We start from the raw sequence: 15,104 nt of genomic DNA, 5'->3' as shown, positions 1-15,104 counted from the left end.
CACGTTGGAGCAGCTCTACCAGGAGGCGAGCGTCATCCAACCTATCTCTATCTCGTCCGTGCCGATCATCCCCTCGAAGTACAACGTCGAGGCTGACATTCAGGGCGAGGTCACGACTCTCTGGCAACCCAAATCGCAGAGCCAGCAGCAGGTCGGCCTCATCAAAGACGACGCCGGCGATACAATCAAATTCACCGTATGGACACGCTCTCGACAGAGCGTCATCTTCCACGAGGGCGATCTCGTTCGGATTCGTGCCGGGAAAGTCGGGAAGTACCAGGGACAGGCTACTCTCGCCGCCGATTCCGAGACGCAAATCGAAGTCCTCGAACGTGGAGACGGTCCCGCACCCCGGGGCGACATCCTGAACGTCGACTGGGAGACATACGCCACGCGTCACCGCGAGCAGGGCATCGAACATCCTTTCCAGCGGCACAAGGCCTGTGCGATTCCCACACTCGGCGCTCCCGGTGTCAAAGAGGTCTCCCGTCCCGTGCATGCTCTCGCCGACAGACTCGATCAAGAGAAAGGCGGTCGGTTGGACGCGCTTGAATGGCTCAAAGCCACCGAGATATTCGACGAGGCCGACAGCAACATTCCCTTCCCGACCTGGTGGCGCGAACAAGCCAACGTCGTCTCCGTCATCGTTGATCTTGACGCCGAAGGGAATGAGATCGGCGCGGCCATCCGTGAGGCCGTTTCGACGTGTCGCCCCGAATCCATACCTATTCCCGTCACTCCCGTCCCCAGAGGTAAGCGCCGTCTCTGGGCGCTCATTCGTGATATCGACCTTTTTGGAACCGCTCTTGATGATGATACGGAGGGAGTGGCAGAGACGGAGACAGCCCGCTCAGAGACCAGTATCCCGAGAGCGATCTGTTCGCCCCCTCGTATTGGGGCAATCTGACGGAGGTGTTGCGAGCCGCTACCCACTCCTCGACTGGAACACCGAGCGATGAGTTCCTCGTTACCGAGACAGCCAGCGGTCACGCTCACGATGCCAGCGGCACCTGCTATTAGTTCACGTCTGGAGGGCACGGCCGATTGTGTGTGTCCGCATATTGTAATGATACTAGTACTGCGGCATTCGCGCTGTGTATTCAGCACGGCTTCTGGAACCTATCACCAATTAAGGGTTTCAACAGGGCCAAAGATGGAGTTGCCAGACCCTCTCGGCTGAGTGACGAACAGCGACAACAGTTAACGGACGCTGGCGTTACGACTGAGGAGAAGACGAGGACGAGATTATGAAAATAGCAGCATCAATCACAACATCGGACGGTGCGACGCACTTGCTCACGGAGGATGGTATCGACCCAAACGACCTCCCGGACGGTGAGCCTGTTCCGGCGCGGCTCTTGAACACGGGCGGCGACGGACCGCCGCAGACCCGGGAGACAGCAGAGGTCCGGAACATCATCGCGCGAAACCCGTACTTCGGAGAGCCGGCCGATGTTGATCTCGAGGAGTTGCTTGAAGCGGCCGAGACGCCGGGTGACGGGCAGATAGAGATCGGCGAGGTCTCCGAGTTGGTCGCGCAGAAGTTCACCGACTGACGCGCAGCAGTCTTCCTGGAGCCACACCGTGAGTAGTAACGACACTCCCGAGCCCTCATCGTCGGTCGTCCGTCTCGACGTCAACACCGGACGCCAGCAGGCTCACCGCTCAGGCGGAGGTCCAGAAAAACCCGTCCTTATCACAATACGAGCCTCTGAGGGTGTTTCTCTACACATATCCTCCTCCCTGTGTGCGTTCGGCCCCTGATAACCCGACAAACACTTGTGGAGCTTTTTTCAGCATAGCTTGAGGATATCATGCGCGCCGTCAATAGTGGAGCGATCTCGGTTCAGTACAAGTCGCGCAGGTCGGCGGAGATCACCGGGAACAACTCGCTGTAACACCTCAGCGACGGTATAAAATGCCAGCGCGGTCACATCAAGCGTATGGCAGAAGATACACCACCGGACATCGTAAACCTCCAAGAAGAATCGTCAGTTGACTGGCTCCGATCGACGCGCGACGAGACCGACGACCCGATCGGGGAGACGGCCGACGCAGGCGATGAGATCGAGGGCGCGGACACGGACACGGACACGACGAACGACGACGGCAGCGACGAGTAACGAGGCGTATCCGTCGTCGCCGACTCATATGTGACGCGCGAGGCCTCACTCGCACAAATAATCTTACTTAGACGTGTGGGTATGCCCAGACCTCAAAACACAAAACCGCATGACTCGGCGGATGTGTATTTATCTCAGTCTATTTCACGCAAAATTATTCTCGAAAGGTCATAAATACGCTGATATGTCGGCTGTGATACGCTCGGTGACGGCCGTGACGACGGCGTCGACAAGACGAGCCTGCCTCACTTGACGAACTCAATCGGCTCCAACTACGAGAGTAGTAAAACCGCACAGCATTCGGTCATATATTACTACTGACGCTGCCGTGTTTTTCTAATTCTTCGATGCTCTTGTGTAGCACATTGTTGATTTCAGAGAGTGGCTTTGACGGCGTGTTTGAGCGCTTCTCGTCCAGGTTTGCGGTAGAGTTCTCGTCTGAGTTGGAATGCCCAAGATAGATCGTACGTGGCGCCACCCATCCGGCCTCCAGTCACCTGATTTGCCGAGAGTGACTACCGGTGGCAAGGACGGTGGTACCTAACGTGGGAAGTGTGACTGGCACCCACTCCACCCAAGGCCAGAATCAGCAGACGGGGCTGTAGTGGCCGGGACCGTTCCCGACTGATATACCAAGCACAAGGACCACACCCGGCAGGGGACATCGGCATTAACCGTGCAGTCGGTCGCGTCGACACGCTGAACGAAGAATCCGCACTCAACTACGATGACTGAAACCGAACACGCACTCGAACGAGCGTTCCAAGACACCGTCCGAGGACACGGGATCAAGTCGAAGAACATCCCGAATCTCGAAATCACCGAGACTGGACTCAGAATAGGCGATCACTTTGACATCGAAGCCTACCGGGAGTCGTTCACCGGTGACATCAAAGACATCGACCGAACCATCCACGAGACCTACGCACCGTACTGGCTCTACCTCGCGGGCATCCCTGAGATTGAGGTCAGTGAACTCGACCGGGACAGCCCGATGCGAGAAATCGACATCACTGTCGACATCTCTGTGGACGGCAGCGACGTCCTACTGAATACCAGCTACCAGCAACAACTCGGCTGTGTCGTCGGAGACGCTGTGGCACGGAGAATGCAGAAATGACTGAAACCGAGGAGAAGACGCTCGAAGAAAATGCGTTCGACGACCTCGACGAGATCACAGAGGAGGCAAAGCGAGCCCTCCGTGCGTTCAACCAGGACGACGCTGTCACGCTCCACGACGCACTAGTCAACATAAAGAGCACTTCGACTGCCGGGTTGAGAAAGCAAAGGCCATAGGTGACTCCGCCGAAGACGGCGTCGGAGCGGATCGTAGGGGAGTGTGAGCGGTGCAGGGTCGAGACTGTCGTGTATCTCATTCCCCCGTGGGCATCGCCCGAAGTCGGCTACGATCGACTCTGCCGTTCCTGCCATCTCGCCGAACTACCAGAGTCGTGGGAGGTGGGGCCGTGAACTCTCTCGAAACGGAAAGTGGATCGCGATGAAATACAGAGTGTGTAGGGCTTGGCTTGATGAGTTAGAGATCACGACGCATCCCCGCGGAACCTGCTGGGAACACAGGCAGGAGGCCCCTCAGAATCGATGACCGACGTTTCTCTGTACTCGGGAGACGATCGCCGGACACGCGTCGGTCACTGTAAGATGGACTCAACGGACGTGTACGTCGGTCGCGGTCCCAGTAACCGAGACATGAACGAGACGCAGGTCGGTGAGCGAGGCTGGCTTGGCAACCCGTACACGAGCCTGTCATAGAACTCTTCACATATTACAGTCAGTTTGATTACTATTATAACGTATTACTGATTTAGAGATGCGTGCACTAAGTGCACGGCGTTTACAAATAGTCAGAGAGTGTCTTTTCGTTTCCGAATTATGATTTCTCGAACCCGTTCAACGTGATTTGTCTCGGATTGAACGAATGCTGTGAGGATGGCTTCGACAATCTCGGAGCGGCTAACTCCGAGATCGTCACATTCAGCGACCAGTTCATCCACTTCTCGCACGGTTTCCTCGTCAACAGCGACTCCGAACTTCTTTTTCGCCATAGCTACGACAAGCTAAAAACAGCGTGAACCAAGTGTACAGCGCTTTCAATTCGTTAGAGATGATTCAACAAACCATGAGAACTATTCTATAACAGGCTCATCTGATACCAACTCGACCCCTCGCCGAAGAACCCTAACCGAGCGAACGGCCGAACCTGATCGTCGTCGCTGTTGTCAGTCATCGAACTTCCCCTCCACTGCCTCCGCAGCGACCACCAGCCGAGCGGTCAGATCGCGGGCGTCGTCGGGATCGAGGCCAGTGCCGACTTCGATGGGGCCAGAAGTCCACCGGAGCCCGACGCCGCTCCAGCCATTCTCCTCGTGGACGCCTTCAACTTCGAGCGGCCCGTGGTTCATTTTGGCGGTGACGTGGAAGTTGTTGAGGCCCCTAGGAACAGAGCCACAGTCCGTGACCGAGTACGTCCCGTCGTCAGTCACGCTCTTGCCTTTGATGACCGCACCTGAATCAGGCGGAAAATTAACGAGGAACTGACTGAAGACATTCGGCTACTGAAAGAGAATCACCCCGAACTCCTCAAGAAGCTTCAGGAGATGGCCTGCGACGACGGCTGAGCGACAATTCTATTAGTACCACCAGCGTACCACAGTGTACGAGCACGGACACGCCCGAGAACAACGGGAAGGACGGCGAGATGGTGAAGCTCAACGTCAAGGTGCCGAAGCGGCTTCTGGAAGAGCTTGACGAGCTTTCGGAGGAGTTGAACTACACCAACCGCTCGGAGTTCATTCGTGAGGTGTTGCGAGACACCACAGAGCCGATCCTGACGCCGGGCGCGCAGGAGGGCATCTCACAGGGGTATGCGGACGTTGCAGCTGGTCGAACGGCCAGCCACAAGGAGATGAAGGAACGGTTCGGACTCAACGACGAGTGAGGGCTGATGAGTGGCACACGATCTGGAGTACGCCGACGCGATTCAGGAGACGTTGGATCAACTCGAAACCGAAAACGCCCGCCGCATCATCAAGAAGCTGGACGGCATTCTCGATTTTCCTGACCACTTTCTCGACCGGTTAAAGAACCATCCAGGGTACAAGCTCCGCGTCGGTGACTTCCGCGTTCTAATTGGTTGGGACAAGGACGACGAGACGCTCTACGCCATCGACGTGTTCGAGCGCAAAAACGAGTACCGCGAACTCGGGAAGTACCGCGAGGTGTGGGGGAGTTGGAGAGACGATGACTGACATGGGGACACACGGCGACTCTAAACCACAATATCCCAACTCAGCGGTGCGGTGCCGTGGGAATCCTCGCGCTTCAGCGCGGGGAGGATGTCAACACGGACACGGTGGGTACACAGGAACAATCGCGGAGAAAACCTCGTTCACTTGTATACCCGACAGCGAAGTAGGCGACACCGATCCCACCGAGTATGCCGGCCAGCTAATCGACGAACAGGATTCGCGAATCGACAGCAAGTGGGGCCCTGCTGGATGTATTCACATCGAAGACGGCACGTACCTGTTCTTCGGCTGGGCAAGCGCCTAACGCCTCTCCTTTCATATGAGTACTCGTCACCACCCCCAATCCAGAGTGATACGGCCGCTTCGCGATGGCGACATCATCGCGTTCCCCTATCTCAACGCTGTCGGGCGGTACACCGGGGATGACTCCGTCGGCTCGTTCACGTGGTCCGTCCCGCCAGGGGGCCCACTTAGTATCGGTCACCTCCCCAAGCACAATGAGACCGACGCGATGATCGACTCCGGGGAAATCGTCATCCTCGAGACGGAATTCGGGTCTCTCGCCGCTTATCACGCCTCTCGGACTTACCGCGACTGCGACCCCCGCCTCGTCTCGCCGGGTGGTGCGCCCTCGACAGGCCATCTCTCGCTCCGCGCCGAGCGTGGGTCGAGGGTCCGTGAGCGCGTCAACGGCTTCTTGAAGCATCCAGATGTCGCATATCAGCACGACCCTGTGACCACGCCCTTCCGAATCGCACTCACTGCCACTCATCAAGACCGAGAGGTTGCGATGGCGGTCCTCGGACGCCCACGAGGGAGACACAACGCCGACGGTCGGACGGTCGAGCTGTGTCGCTTCGCTGCCCACCCTGACCGCCCTGCGAATACGCCATTCTGCTACTGGTCCTCGTCGTTCAGGTCGGGTAGCTCCTCATCCCACCCATCGTTTTCAGCGTACCAATCACCGCTGTACGTGGAGGCTGCCGTCTCGATCCCAACGAAAGAAGCCGTCGCTGCTGCGATGCGATTGTCTTCTGCGGCTGCCCAATACGGTTTCTTGTGACGGACCAGCCCCGCGGCTTCGAGTCGGTTGAGCGTCGGCCCAACACTCCCACGCGGCACCCCTATCTCCTCAGCCAATTCCGCTGGTGTGTATCCAACGCCCGGTGACTGCAACAGACACTCCATCAACTTCCTTGCGTTGGTCCTCCTTGACAGGTCAACGCGTGGGTTTCCGGGTTCGTATGTATCGAAATCGACTGGCATATACGAGTATTGTATGCGAATTGTATTAGCCATTGGGAGAGGAACGAGAATCTATCCGGCTGTGATATAGTTCATCTGTATTGACCGATTCACAAGTCCGCATTTCAGCGGACGACTGCTGACCGATTCGCGCCCTGTATTCAGCACGCGGGGAAGAACATCTATCGGGACTGGCAGTATCGCTGGCAGTTGATACACAGCTCTCATCAACCGGCTGTTTCAGGTGAGAATACGTCTAAAGAATTGGATTTCAACAGAGCCAAAACGGAGTATTGCGACGGGGCCAATCGTCTCAGGCTGGATTGTTAGAGCGTTCGTCCTCCGCGTCGGAGGAACTCTCGGCCGCCACTGACGGAAGATACTTGTTCTCGATTTCCTCAACCGGTGGGAAGCCGATTTCATCAAGAAGTTTGTTGACCGCTTTGTCGAACGACATGTTTTTCAGCGGATTGTCGTTTTTGTAGGCGGTCAGCCGCGTCTTCGCCGGCTGGTGGAGGGCGACGTTGGTCGGCTTGTCGGGTTCAGAGTCGGTGCTGCCATTTTCCGTGGTGGAATTGGAATTACTTTTTGACACTTCAATCACCTGTAGACAAGGAGACATCGGGGGGGTGTTCCTACATCCACAGATAGCGTGTTACGGGTTATCAGATAACTGTTCCGGTGAAAACCCCCAAATCCCGTCCGTTGACACCCTTAGACGGGTGTTCTACATCCACCACATTCAATGTGATCTGCTCTTGTTTATATCAAACTCTCAGCTTGTACGGGTGGGTAACAATGATCACCCTCCGAACAAGAAGACTCCTGAAAAAGCACAGCACCCCACTTGTCGTGGGAATCCTTGCGCTAGTCCTTTTCGTCGATCCAGTCGCTGCACAGGCACAGCCCCCTTCCGGGTTCGAGGACATCATGAGCAACCTCTACGACGTGGTCCTGCTCGTCCTGAAGTACGCTGGCCTTGTGGCGCTCTCCCTTGGTGCAATCGTGTGGTTCACTGCCCGGAGAAACAGTGATCGGGCCGAAAACGGAATGAAGCTGCTAATCGGTGGCGGAGCGATGATTGTGTTCTACTTCGGCGTTACAATCTTTGTGAGCGTGTTGGAGTGGATTGCCACTCCATCCCCTTAGGCTGGCTAGCCGGGACAAGTGTTCTCCCCTTCAACCCGTGCCCGAACTTCCCATTGGGCTCTTTTTGAGGGGGAGTATTCCAAGGGCCAGTAGCGGCTGAATTACCAAACATAACATAATCCAAACATGATAACAAGCGTTACAACTACGCATCTATCTAGGCAAATAACCAACGGGAGGGATGCGCCCTGACCATTGCACAGTGGAGAGGGCAGAGTGTGTCTACCCGTGAGGAGGCCGGAGGACGATGACTGCCTCGCCCCCGAACTCCGAAAAGGACGACCAAGGAGAGAGCAGTCTTCATGACCGTACCAGCTCCATGTCGTCGATATCAACAGAAGATTCAACCGATGCAGAACAGCTGTTCTCCGATCAGAGCCAAGAAGAATCAGCCACGGATGACAGCGGCCCGTCGACCGAGAGCGGCACCGACGACGGAGTGGAGGAAGAATCAGAGGATCGCCTCGCCTCCTACGAAAACAAGAGCACGACCGAGCCAGGAAAAAAACTCAGCGATCCTATCGAAGCTCGGCCGTATATCCATATTTCACCTGCCCGCAAGCAAGTCACGCCCGGGAACGTCATCGAGGGGCTGTTTGGATTGTACCGTGCGGGGGTGACGGGAACCTCGCGATTCAATCTCAAAGCCCGTCTCGGCCTCAATAACTGCAGGAAGACTTTCGAGTTCATCATCCACAAGCCGCGGAACACGAAGCGGTTCGACTTCTATATCTCAGTGACGCCTTACGAGGCGACTGCGTTCAAGACGCTCGCCGCGAACGTCGCCGCGATGTATCCAGAGTCCTTCGGGTTCGAAATCGTCCCATTCAATCCCGTTGCGGCGTTCGCCTCAGAAGACGGGAACGCCCGCGTTGGTGGGCGGCGTATTGCGACGCTCGATGACATTGTCGACCTTGAGAACCTCGCCGGCTTCGAGGACCCTGAGGTCTTCACCAACGAAGAGATCGGAAGCGGAAACGAACCCTCCTCCGAAGAAGCCGAAGAGCAACTCAACAGGGAGGGGTTCCGCTCCGTCCCGAAGAAGTCAGTGAGGAAAACCGTCCCTCGCTCGTTCGCTGGAAGGGCATCTCCTCAAAAAAGACGACTGGATGACGTTACTCCGGCCGTTCAGCAGTTTGTCTGTCGACCGTGACGACCAGTATCGCTCGCCCCTCAGCGTGCTTCTTGAGCAGGCCGTCCACACCGACGACCCGTTCATGTTCCAGACTATCTTCATGCCACGCTCTGATTGGACCAGAGAAGCTGAAAACCACAAGCGGAACCTCAAGATGGGTAACCACGGAACGCTCTCGGCGTTCAAAAATGAGTTTTTGCGGCAGGCGTTCGGAACGTCCGATCAAGAGCGCCAGAACCTCCACCGTGGAGATATCTCTGAGCAGGTCGGGGGGTCCGTCAGCACCGGCGAGGATGACAAGATCACGGGGTCGCGGATGGAGCAGATCGACCGCAAACAACCGACTACAACGTTTGACCTCACACTCCGAGCTGCCTGTAACGAGCAGACTATCCAAAGCATCTCGAACGCCTTTACGTCGCTCTCAGGACCGTACTATGGTATCGAGGGCGAGCTTCTCGGGGACAGCGACAAAGAGTCACCCGGCTGTGCCACACACGACAGGCCAGCACCAGCGGTCTCTCTGGGCGCTTCAGCAAAGGTGATCCGCTCATTTGTGCCTCTCCAGACGAGCTCGCGAACTTCGCCGTCGTCCCACACACAGGCGCCCTCCCGCGGGCTTCGCATGGATCATCGGGTGGATCGCCCGACGCTCGCTCGCCACTCACAGCGACAGACGAGGACCTGCTCTCGCAGTACGACTCCGGAATGCACATCGGGTATGCCGAGACCGCCGTCGACAGCCGACCAGACATTCCAATCCGTCTCAATGCAGGACAACTAACGCACCACATCCTCCGCGCAGCGACGACTGGTGCCGGGAAGACGACGACGATGATCAGCGATACGCTTTCAGCCTACGAGTCGTTCGACGGCCCCATCTTCGTCTTCGACCGAAAAGGTGGAACGATGGCCGAAGAGTACAAGAAAGCGCACTTCAAGAAATTCGGCAATCTCGACGACGTCGTCCACATCCCCGTTCCGGGGCCGGACGACGAGGTACTCGCCTTCCCGTACTTCGACATCCGTCCGCAACTCGCTGCTGGCGTCTCGCGTACGGTCGCCGTCCAAGAGAAAGTCGACCGCTATAATGAACTCCTCGTGTACGTGCTAGGCCGCGAAATGACTCAGCAGGCGTTCGTCGCTCAGGAAATTCTTAATAACCTGATCAAAGCGATGTTTGACCCCGTGTACGGCCGGGACGCATGGCCGATCGAGGACCTGTTTCAGGTTGCCTTCAAAATGCAACAAAAAGGGAGCGAGAACGAGAAGATACGGGCACAGGGAGAGATGCCCAGCGTGAGCGACACGACTCTTGGACTCTCACTCACGCGGCACCTCCATGCCGACAAACAACGGTTCAGGTCGTCGATCGACGCCGTGATGAACCGCATCACCAAGCTCGCCGAGCGAGATTTCATCTGGCGTATCCTCAATTTTGTTCCCGAATGGAATGATGAGAGGGGCTGCTACGCCGACCAGTCCCCAATGTTCGATATACAATACAGGATATCCTCGCCTCAGACAAGGTAGTCATCATCGACACGGGCGACCTCCGACCCGCTTCGAGCGATCTGTTCACCTTCCTGCTGCTCGACTACATCTGGTCGGGCGCTCGCCTTCGCCATCGGGTTGGGGACACCCCGCCGGTTGATGATGAATACGTTATCAACATTATGATAGCGCTTCATCGACGGTCACTCCCGAGGCTTCCTCTACAGCGGAGACTAATGCTGATGCGAGTACTGCTCAAGAGCCGAAAGCGGCCGAGACAGGGACCGCGCAGCCGACAGCAAATGGTCGTGAACCAGCTGATTCGCGTGGAGTGGACACCGACTCCAACCTCGACGAGAGTACTCAGCGGATGATGAAAGCGTCTGCTCGCAACGCCGGGCCGGGATGGGAACGCACCGATCCGACACTTGATGATGACGAGAAGCATCCAGCGGATTGGACCGTCGGTGAACTCCGGGGCTACTCCGCAACCGACCAAGCGATGCGTGTCGCTCGTGAAGACCAGCGTATCCTCGCCCGGAAACTCGACCGGCAGGCACGGGAGCTCGCTGAACTCAACCAGCAAGGCGAGGAGAACGAACGCCTCCGGTTCATCCTCACGATCTACCTCGAAACGATGGACGAGCTGATGGAGGAGCGCGCTCGGTATCGGACACAACTCAAGCGCATAGGGGAGCTCTCAAAAGACGATTCTGAACTCCCTGACGACCCTGTGAAGCGAGTCAAGCAGATCATGCGGCCGAAGGTTCAGCGCGAAAACGAACAGACCGCAGAAGATACCCTCACAGGAATCGACGCTGTCCTCCAAGAGTATGAAGAGGCGAACGAGCAAATAAAGGCTGAAGAACGGGAACGCCACAAGAAACGGGGCCTCATCTCGCGTCTCTTCAGGTGACGACGCTGTTCCGAGCTATTCTGCCGGCGGACTGATCGCGCTGTTCGCTCCGTGTATATCCCCGCGTCTCGCCGCGTGAGTATTGGTCCCCGAATGGGGATGAGGGAAGTGAGATGGACGACAACATCAGCCCCGACGAGCAGCGTATCGACAACGACTTCGGCGGAACAGCGACCGAGGCCGGACTAGAGCAGAGTGAACCCGTGAGCGTCCAGTTCCAGACCGGCAACGGTCCCGAGTTCAGAAAACCCGACCACGACCCGCACGGCGAGCCGTTGGCCGCTGTCAGCCACTCGATAGCATCCTGTGACGGCGGGTGCGGAATGTCGGGCTTGGTCCCGACCGCACTCCTCGAAGGCGCCGACGGGCTGACTGGGTGGCCGCCATTCGACATCCTCTGCGAAGCGTGTGCCGAAGCTCGCAAGCACGACGACTACAGCTTCTAGTCGGCGAATATACCCCGGTTTCGTTCGTACTGCTTTCCGACTAGACGACTCGGACGTAGAGTTTCTCCGTCCTCTCGGGGTCCACAGCTCCTCGAAACGTGAGTATTGGTCCCCAAAGGGGGATGAGGGAAACCGGAGAGGAGCGTAGCGATGACTGCGTTCATTCTCGTCCGAGATACGATTCAACCTCGGGATGAATCAACCTAGGCGACAGTCGGGATGTCCCGATCGTCGCTTCCCGGTTGTCCCGCTCGCGTCTCCTGTGAGTATTGGCCCCCAAAGGGGGTGAGGGAGAACGGGTGGGTGGGGCGTGACGGTCGAGTGCCCAGTCCCGAAGCCGTTCCCCAGAAATCCCTCAGAGTGACAACCATGTGTGCAAATACTACCACTGACGTAGCGCAGCGCGCGGAAGACATCAGCAGCGAGTTCGACGAGATGGGCGTGGACGTCCCCGCGTCGAGCATCGAAGAGCGGATTGCGGCCCTGCAGGAGTACTTCGTTCCGATCGAGACGGCGGTCGAGACGACCGTTCGTAACGTCATCAACGACCACGACCTCGAAATCCAGCGACCTCCCGGACGGGGTCAGAGCGGTTGCCGGCTTCGGCAACGGGACCAGTGGTTCCCGGGGCTTCGACCGGATAGCCCTCGAGGACATCTCCGAACTCGGCGAGGAAGAATGGGTGGACGTTCGGGCGCAGGTCGTCGACCTCTGGGAGCCGCACTCCAAGTCCATGCGGCAGGTCGGTCTCATTGCTGACGAGACGACTCAGATGAAGTTCGTTGTCTGGGCGAAGAACACCGACTCGCTCCCGACCCTCGAGGAGGGCGTCACCTACGACATCGCCTCGGCGGTCACGAACGAGTACGAGGGCAAGTACTCCATCTCGCTCAACAAGGCGAGCAGCGTCACGGAGCCCGAGGAAGCTGTCGAACCCACGGACGGGTCGGTTCGCGCCACGGCGACGCTCGTTGGCCTGGATGACGGTTCGGGCCTCATCAAGCGCTGCCCACACACAGACTGCACGCGCGTTGTTCAGAACGGGCGCTGCTCCGAGCATGGTAACGTTGACGGTGAGTTCGACCTTCGCCTGAAAGCCATCCTCGACGATGGCTCCCGTGCCGTCCGTGCACTGTTCGACGTCGAGATGACTCAGGCTGTCTCCGGTGTGAGCCTCGATGACGCAGTTGAGATGGCTTCGGAAGCCCTCGACCCCAGCGTCGTCGAAGCGGAGCTCCGCGAGTTGCTCATCGGTCGGACGTACGACGTTCGTGGGCCGATCATCGGCGAGTACCTCCTCGTCAACGAGGTCGAACAGACCTCCTACTCGGCGGAGAATCCCGGCCTCAGTGACGCAGCTCTCGCAGAGGCCGTCACGCAGCGTCAACCCGCCAAGCGCGTGTTCGGTGCTGAACTGAACATGGCGACCCACTCGTTCACCCGCCCGGAGGACCAAGACGACGATCGTGCGCCGAAGTTCACACTGCTCCCCTCGGGCGAGGCGTCCAACCGCGTGCTCGTGGTTGGTGCTCTCATCGAAACGTCGGATGTCGGCAGTGACTCTGAGTTCTGGAAGGGGCGCGTCATGGCCGGTAGTGAGGTCGTGAACGTCTACGCTGGGGAGTACCAGCCCGAGGCGGCAGGAGTGCTCCGCTCGGCCGAGCCTCCGGCATACGTCGCAGTGGTGGGCAAGATCCACCAGTACGAGACGGACTCCGGTGTGATGGTCTCCATCCAGCCCGAGCACATCTCGACAGTGGACAGCGAGATTCGCGACTCGTGGGTGGCTGAGAGCATCAACGCTCTCAGAAGGACTGTCTCATCAAATTCATCTTAGGATTATGTCTACTACGGATCAAAGCGAAGGAGAACGACAACGAATCATTCAGCGACGTCCTCACCCTCACATGGAATATAATTTTGTATCTCTATCAAGCCAGAAGGGACCACCGCACTCGTTTATAATCCGGACCGTGAAGTCCAATTGCCCACCAGGCAATATTTCTCGTATGGAGATACCGAACGGCGAACCCTCCCCCGAGGAAATCAAAACTGGAGCAGATCTGACTGGTGCGAACTTCTCGGAGGCCGACCTGTTCCGTGCCAACCTCTCTCGAGCGACCCTGAACCAGACTGACCTTTCAGGAGCGGACCTTCGTGAGGCTGTTCTCTCCGGGGCAGACCTGCGGGACGCTGACCTCTCGGGTGCCACTCTCTTCGGAGTTAATGTTTCAGGGCTCAGCCTGCGTCGAACTGACCTCTCAGCGGCGGATCTCCGTGGGGCCGACCTCTCAAATGCGAACCTGCATGGAGTAATCCTCACAGACGCGGATCTCCGTGAAGCTGACCTCACAGAGGCGAACCTTCGTGGGGCTGACCTCACGGCAGCGACCGTACCCAAGGGTGCCCTCTCGGAGGCGTACGTATCTGAGTCCGATGGTTTGCATTCAGAGTAATCCCACAGATTTCAGAAGCGTTTATTCCTGTGATGGGTCACGTCCGCCCGAATATTATCCTGTCGCCGGACTCGCAGCCGACGGCGAAGAGGGAACCCTGGCTCTGGCTCTCGCTCTCGGGATCGCGACGGCCGTCGCGGTCGGTGACCCCGGTCCCGTTCGTAAAATTGCCGGACAGCTCGGGGTGGCAGTGCGGGCAGCCGACGATCCGGAAACACCCGTCAGCGTCGGTCTCGAGGCTTCAGCGGGTAAGCTTGACGACGAAGGGGCGGCGGGTGCAATGCTTACGGTCCTTTCTGCCGCTATGTAGTCACCGGGACAACCAACCCCAACGGTCGGAGCCGCTGTCGAAGAAGGACTCGAAACTGTGCTCGTTCACTCGCGCTCGCCGCGCGTGAGAGCCCGAGCCCGAGCCCGAGCGATAGACCTGCTCGGCTTGACGGGTTCGACGGTCACCCCCTGTTGGCAAGTGAACCTCGACAAGTGTCGTGCCCGATCGACGCGACGAGTGTGTCACGGCGAGTGGCCGGGTCAGATATCGACGAGGAGGTGAGCCGTACCGCTCTGGCCGGCGCTGTGTCCGTCGACCCACCGGAGGGCGGCGTTACCCCGGCGGACTCTGGCTTTTGTGCTCTGGAACAGGGTATCTCCTCGGCCTGCGATCGCGTTCGATCGTTGCCTCGACAGCGCAGTCGGTGCTCCGGGTCGCCGTGGCGACGAACGGGGGATCTGGGGTCAGCGCTGACCGGTAAATCGAGACAACGGTTTGTATCACTCGTCTTCGAGAGCGTCGTAGATCTCCGCGTGGCGGCGTCCATCGAGTTTCCCCATTTCCAGAGCGATTTCACGGCGCTCGGCGTCACTCTCAGCAGCC

At 58.0% G+C, this 15,104-nt stretch carries 24 protein-coding genes and 1 pseudogene; 17 read left to right on the top strand and 8 right to left on the bottom strand.

The window, feature by feature from the left end; genetic code table 11:
• The 6 genes and pseudogenes from J07HQW2_RS16815 to J07HQW2_RS16810 all read left to right on the top strand — a co-directional run.
• Positions 1–907, top strand: a pseudogene (locus J07HQW2_RS16815) (hypothetical protein); the annotation flags it as partial.
• 340 nt (positions 908–1,247) lie between these two features.
• Positions 1,248–1,556: a hypothetical protein gene (locus tag J07HQW2_RS00315; RefSeq protein WP_021053138.1), complete on the top strand. Its 309-nt coding sequence runs from the start codon at positions 1,248–1,250 to the stop codon at positions 1,554–1,556.
• A gap of 387 nt (positions 1,557–1,943) precedes the next feature.
• Positions 1,944–2,123, top strand: a complete 180-nt coding sequence (locus J07HQW2_RS00310; protein ID WP_021053137.1) for a hypothetical protein — start codon at positions 1,944–1,946, stop codon at positions 2,121–2,123.
• Positions 2,124–2,850: 727 nt separating this feature from the next.
• A complete protein-coding gene (locus tag J07HQW2_RS00305) occupies positions 2,851–3,243 on the top strand; it encodes a hypothetical protein (RefSeq protein ID WP_021053136.1) in 393 nt (130 codons plus the stop codon).
• The gene (locus tag J07HQW2_RS00300; protein ID WP_021053135.1) at positions 3,240–3,419 is read left to right on the top strand and encodes a hypothetical protein; all 180 of its coding nucleotides are present in this window, start codon (positions 3,240–3,242) and stop codon (positions 3,417–3,419) included. Before J07HQW2_RS00305 ends, J07HQW2_RS00300 begins: the two co-directional genes overlap by 4 nt.
• Positions 3,420–3,722: 303 nt before the next feature.
• Positions 3,723–3,893 carry a hypothetical protein gene (locus J07HQW2_RS16810; RefSeq protein WP_303703832.1) on the top strand — a complete coding sequence of 57 codons (171 nt, stop codon included), beginning with the start codon at positions 3,723–3,725 and terminating at the stop codon, positions 3,891–3,893.
• A gap of 92 nt (positions 3,894–3,985) precedes the next feature.
• Here the strand turns inward: J07HQW2_RS16810 and J07HQW2_RS00295 are convergent, their stop codons facing one another.
• On the bottom strand, positions 3,986–4,186 hold the full coding sequence (locus tag J07HQW2_RS00295) for a ribbon-helix-helix protein, CopG family (protein ID WP_021053133.1): 201 nt from the start codon (positions 4,184–4,186) through the stop codon (positions 3,986–3,988).
• A gap of 174 nt (positions 4,187–4,360) precedes the next feature.
• Positions 4,361–4,624, bottom strand: coding sequence for a hypothetical protein (locus J07HQW2_RS00290; protein ID WP_303703831.1), 264 nt, complete (start codon positions 4,622–4,624; stop codon positions 4,361–4,363).
• Between the two features lie 215 nt (positions 4,625–4,839).
• Here J07HQW2_RS00290 and J07HQW2_RS00285 point away from each other — a divergent pair, with 215 nt between their 5' ends.
• Together J07HQW2_RS00285 and J07HQW2_RS00280 are read left to right on the top strand one after the other, a co-directional pair.
• The gene (locus J07HQW2_RS00285) at positions 4,840–5,079 is read left to right on the top strand and encodes a ribbon-helix-helix protein, CopG family (protein WP_021053131.1); all 240 of its coding nucleotides are present in this window, start codon (positions 4,840–4,842) and stop codon (positions 5,077–5,079) included.
• Between the two features lie 10 nt (positions 5,080–5,089).
• Positions 5,090–5,389 (top strand): type II toxin-antitoxin system RelE family toxin, encoded by a 300-nt coding sequence (locus tag J07HQW2_RS00280; RefSeq protein WP_021053130.1) that lies wholly within the window; start codon positions 5,090–5,092, stop codon positions 5,387–5,389.
• Between the two features lie 199 nt (positions 5,390–5,588).
• On the opposite strand, the gene J07HQW2_RS00275 is transcribed toward J07HQW2_RS00280, so the two are convergent.
• The 4 genes from J07HQW2_RS00275 to J07HQW2_RS00265 all read right to left on the bottom strand — a co-directional run bounded on the left by J07HQW2_RS00275 (position 5,589) and on the right by J07HQW2_RS00265 (position 7,229).
• Positions 5,589–6,116 (bottom strand): hypothetical protein, encoded by a 528-nt coding sequence (locus J07HQW2_RS00275; RefSeq protein ID WP_303703830.1) that lies wholly within the window; start codon positions 6,114–6,116, stop codon positions 5,589–5,591.
• Positions 6,117–6,147: 31 nt separating this feature from the next.
• Complete coding sequence (locus tag J07HQW2_RS16805; protein WP_303703829.1) at positions 6,148–6,282, bottom strand: hypothetical protein; 135 nt, start codon at positions 6,280–6,282, stop codon at positions 6,148–6,150.
• A 4-nt stretch (positions 6,283–6,286) separates the two neighbouring features.
• Positions 6,287–6,655 (bottom strand): MarR family transcriptional regulator, encoded by a 369-nt coding sequence (locus J07HQW2_RS00270; protein ID WP_021053127.1) that lies wholly within the window; start codon positions 6,653–6,655, stop codon positions 6,287–6,289.
• Positions 6,656–6,947: 292 nt separating this feature from the next.
• Complete coding sequence (locus J07HQW2_RS00265) at positions 6,948–7,229, bottom strand: hypothetical protein (protein ID WP_303703828.1); 282 nt, start codon at positions 7,227–7,229, stop codon at positions 6,948–6,950.
• Between the two features lie 203 nt (positions 7,230–7,432).
• Here J07HQW2_RS00265 and J07HQW2_RS00260 point away from each other — a divergent pair, with 203 nt between their 5' ends.
• The 4 genes from J07HQW2_RS00260 to J07HQW2_RS00245 all read left to right on the top strand — a co-directional run bounded on the left by J07HQW2_RS00260 (position 7,433) and on the right by J07HQW2_RS00245 (position 10,451).
• On the top strand, positions 7,433–7,783 hold the full coding sequence (locus J07HQW2_RS00260; RefSeq protein ID WP_021053125.1) for a hypothetical protein: 351 nt from the start codon (positions 7,433–7,435) through the stop codon (positions 7,781–7,783).
• A 247-nt stretch (positions 7,784–8,030) separates the two neighbouring features.
• A complete protein-coding gene (locus tag J07HQW2_RS00255; protein ID WP_021053124.1) occupies positions 8,031–8,936 on the top strand; it encodes a hypothetical protein in 906 nt (301 codons plus the stop codon).
• A complete protein-coding gene (locus J07HQW2_RS00250) occupies positions 8,920–9,702 on the top strand; it encodes a hypothetical protein (protein ID WP_303703827.1) in 783 nt (260 codons plus the stop codon). The genes J07HQW2_RS00255 and J07HQW2_RS00250 overlap by 17 nt, the downstream gene beginning before the upstream one ends.
• Positions 9,627–10,451 (top strand): helicase HerA domain-containing protein, encoded by an 825-nt coding sequence (locus tag J07HQW2_RS00245; protein WP_021053122.1) that lies wholly within the window; start codon positions 9,627–9,629, stop codon positions 10,449–10,451. Before J07HQW2_RS00250 ends, J07HQW2_RS00245 begins: the two co-directional genes overlap by 76 nt.
• On the opposite strand, the gene J07HQW2_RS16800 is transcribed toward J07HQW2_RS00245, so the two are convergent.
• A complete protein-coding gene (locus J07HQW2_RS16800; RefSeq protein WP_303703826.1) occupies positions 10,439–10,609 on the bottom strand; it encodes a hypothetical protein in 171 nt (56 codons plus the stop codon). The genes J07HQW2_RS00245 and J07HQW2_RS16800 overlap by 13 nt on opposite strands.
• A 173-nt stretch (positions 10,610–10,782) precedes the next feature.
• Here J07HQW2_RS16800 and J07HQW2_RS00240 point away from each other — a divergent pair, with 173 nt between their 5' ends.
• Together J07HQW2_RS00240 and J07HQW2_RS00235 are read left to right on the top strand one after the other, a co-directional pair.
• Positions 10,783–11,328 (top strand): hypothetical protein, encoded by a 546-nt coding sequence (locus J07HQW2_RS00240; protein ID WP_303703825.1) that lies wholly within the window; start codon positions 10,783–10,785, stop codon positions 11,326–11,328.
• 113 nt (positions 11,329–11,441) lie between these two features.
• A complete protein-coding gene (locus J07HQW2_RS00235; RefSeq protein WP_021053119.1) occupies positions 11,442–11,774 on the top strand; it encodes a hypothetical protein in 333 nt (110 codons plus the stop codon).
• Positions 11,775–12,315: 541 nt separating this feature from the next.
• On the opposite strand, the gene J07HQW2_RS16795 is transcribed toward J07HQW2_RS00235, so the two are convergent.
• On the bottom strand, positions 12,316–12,498 hold the full coding sequence (locus J07HQW2_RS16795; protein WP_303703824.1) for a hypothetical protein: 183 nt from the start codon (positions 12,496–12,498) through the stop codon (positions 12,316–12,318).
• A 9-nt stretch (positions 12,499–12,507) separates the two neighbouring features.
• Between J07HQW2_RS16795 and J07HQW2_RS16790 the strand changes: the two genes are divergently transcribed.
• The 3 genes from J07HQW2_RS16790 (at position 12,508) to J07HQW2_RS00215 (ending at position 14,540) form a co-directional block, all read left to right on the top strand.
• Positions 12,508–13,611: a hypothetical protein gene (locus J07HQW2_RS16790; RefSeq protein WP_303703823.1), complete on the top strand. Its 1,104-nt coding sequence runs from the start codon at positions 12,508–12,510 to the stop codon at positions 13,609–13,611.
• Between the two features lie 172 nt (positions 13,612–13,783).
• Positions 13,784–14,230, top strand: coding sequence for a pentapeptide repeat-containing protein (locus tag J07HQW2_RS00220; protein ID WP_021053116.1), 447 nt, complete (start codon positions 13,784–13,786; stop codon positions 14,228–14,230).
• On the top strand, positions 14,211–14,540 hold the full coding sequence (locus tag J07HQW2_RS00215; RefSeq protein ID WP_021053115.1) for a hypothetical protein: 330 nt from the start codon (positions 14,211–14,213) through the stop codon (positions 14,538–14,540). Before J07HQW2_RS00220 ends, J07HQW2_RS00215 begins: the two co-directional genes overlap by 20 nt.
• The last annotated feature ends 564 nt before the right edge of the window (positions 14,541–15,104 follow it).

It is taken from the genome of Haloquadratum walsbyi J07HQW2, from assembly GCF_000415985.1.
GTDB classification, from domain to species: domain Archaea; phylum Halobacteriota; class Halobacteria; order Halobacteriales; family Haloferacaceae; genus Haloquadratum; species Haloquadratum walsbyi_B.
The sequence above is the reverse complement of the archived record's forward strand: the minus strand, read 5'-3'. Positions and strand labels throughout refer to the sequence as shown.

What these genes read in the sequence shown, in the direction of transcription:
- J07HQW2_RS16800 (WP_303703826.1), bottom strand. Translation starts at nt 10,609, where the DNA reads ATGAAGCGCTATCATAATGTTGATAACGTATTCATCATCAACCGGCGG.
- J07HQW2_RS16805 (WP_303703829.1), bottom strand. Translation starts at nt 6,282, where the DNA reads ATGGCGTATTCGCAGGGCGGTCAGGGTGGGCAGCGAAGCGACACAGCT.
- J07HQW2_RS00295 (WP_021053133.1), bottom strand. Translation starts at nt 4,186, where the DNA reads ATGGCGAAAAAGAAGTTCGGAGTCGCTGTTGACGAGGAAACCGTGCGA.
- J07HQW2_RS00215 (WP_021053115.1), top strand. Translation starts at nt 14,211, where the DNA reads ATGGTTTGCATTCAGAGTAATCCCACAGATTTCAGAAGCGTTTATTCC.
- J07HQW2_RS00310 (WP_021053137.1), top strand. Translation starts at nt 1,944, where the DNA reads ATGGCAGAAGATACACCACCGGACATCGTAAACCTCCAAGAAGAATCG.
- J07HQW2_RS16790 (WP_303703823.1), top strand. Translation starts at nt 12,508, where the DNA reads ATGCGGCAGGTCGGTCTCATTGCTGACGAGACGACTCAGATGAAGTTC.
- J07HQW2_RS00270 (WP_021053127.1), bottom strand. Translation starts at nt 6,655, where the DNA reads ATGCCAGTCGATTTCGATACATACGAACCCGGAAACCCACGCGTTGAC.
- J07HQW2_RS00300 (WP_021053135.1), top strand. Translation starts at nt 3,240, where the DNA reads ATGACTGAAACCGAGGAGAAGACGCTCGAAGAAAATGCGTTCGACGAC.
- J07HQW2_RS00315 (WP_021053138.1), top strand. Translation starts at nt 1,248, where the DNA reads ATGAAAATAGCAGCATCAATCACAACATCGGACGGTGCGACGCACTTG.
- J07HQW2_RS00285 (WP_021053131.1), top strand. Translation starts at nt 4,840, where the DNA reads ATGGTGAAGCTCAACGTCAAGGTGCCGAAGCGGCTTCTGGAAGAGCTT.
- J07HQW2_RS00305 (WP_021053136.1), top strand. Translation starts at nt 2,851, where the DNA reads ATGACTGAAACCGAACACGCACTCGAACGAGCGTTCCAAGACACCGTC.
- J07HQW2_RS00240 (WP_303703825.1), top strand. Translation starts at nt 10,783, where the DNA reads ATGATGAAAGCGTCTGCTCGCAACGCCGGGCCGGGATGGGAACGCACC.
- J07HQW2_RS00220 (WP_021053116.1), top strand. Translation starts at nt 13,784, where the DNA reads ATGGAGATACCGAACGGCGAACCCTCCCCCGAGGAAATCAAAACTGGA.
- J07HQW2_RS00245 (WP_021053122.1), top strand. Translation starts at nt 9,627, where the DNA reads ATGCACATCGGGTATGCCGAGACCGCCGTCGACAGCCGACCAGACATT.
- J07HQW2_RS00255 (WP_021053124.1), top strand. Translation starts at nt 8,031, where the DNA reads ATGACTGCCTCGCCCCCGAACTCCGAAAAGGACGACCAAGGAGAGAGC.
- J07HQW2_RS00260 (WP_021053125.1), top strand. Translation starts at nt 7,433, where the DNA reads ATGATCACCCTCCGAACAAGAAGACTCCTGAAAAAGCACAGCACCCCA.
- J07HQW2_RS16810 (WP_303703832.1), top strand. Translation starts at nt 3,723, where the DNA reads ATGACCGACGTTTCTCTGTACTCGGGAGACGATCGCCGGACACGCGTC.
- J07HQW2_RS00235 (WP_021053119.1), top strand. Translation starts at nt 11,442, where the DNA reads ATGGACGACAACATCAGCCCCGACGAGCAGCGTATCGACAACGACTTC.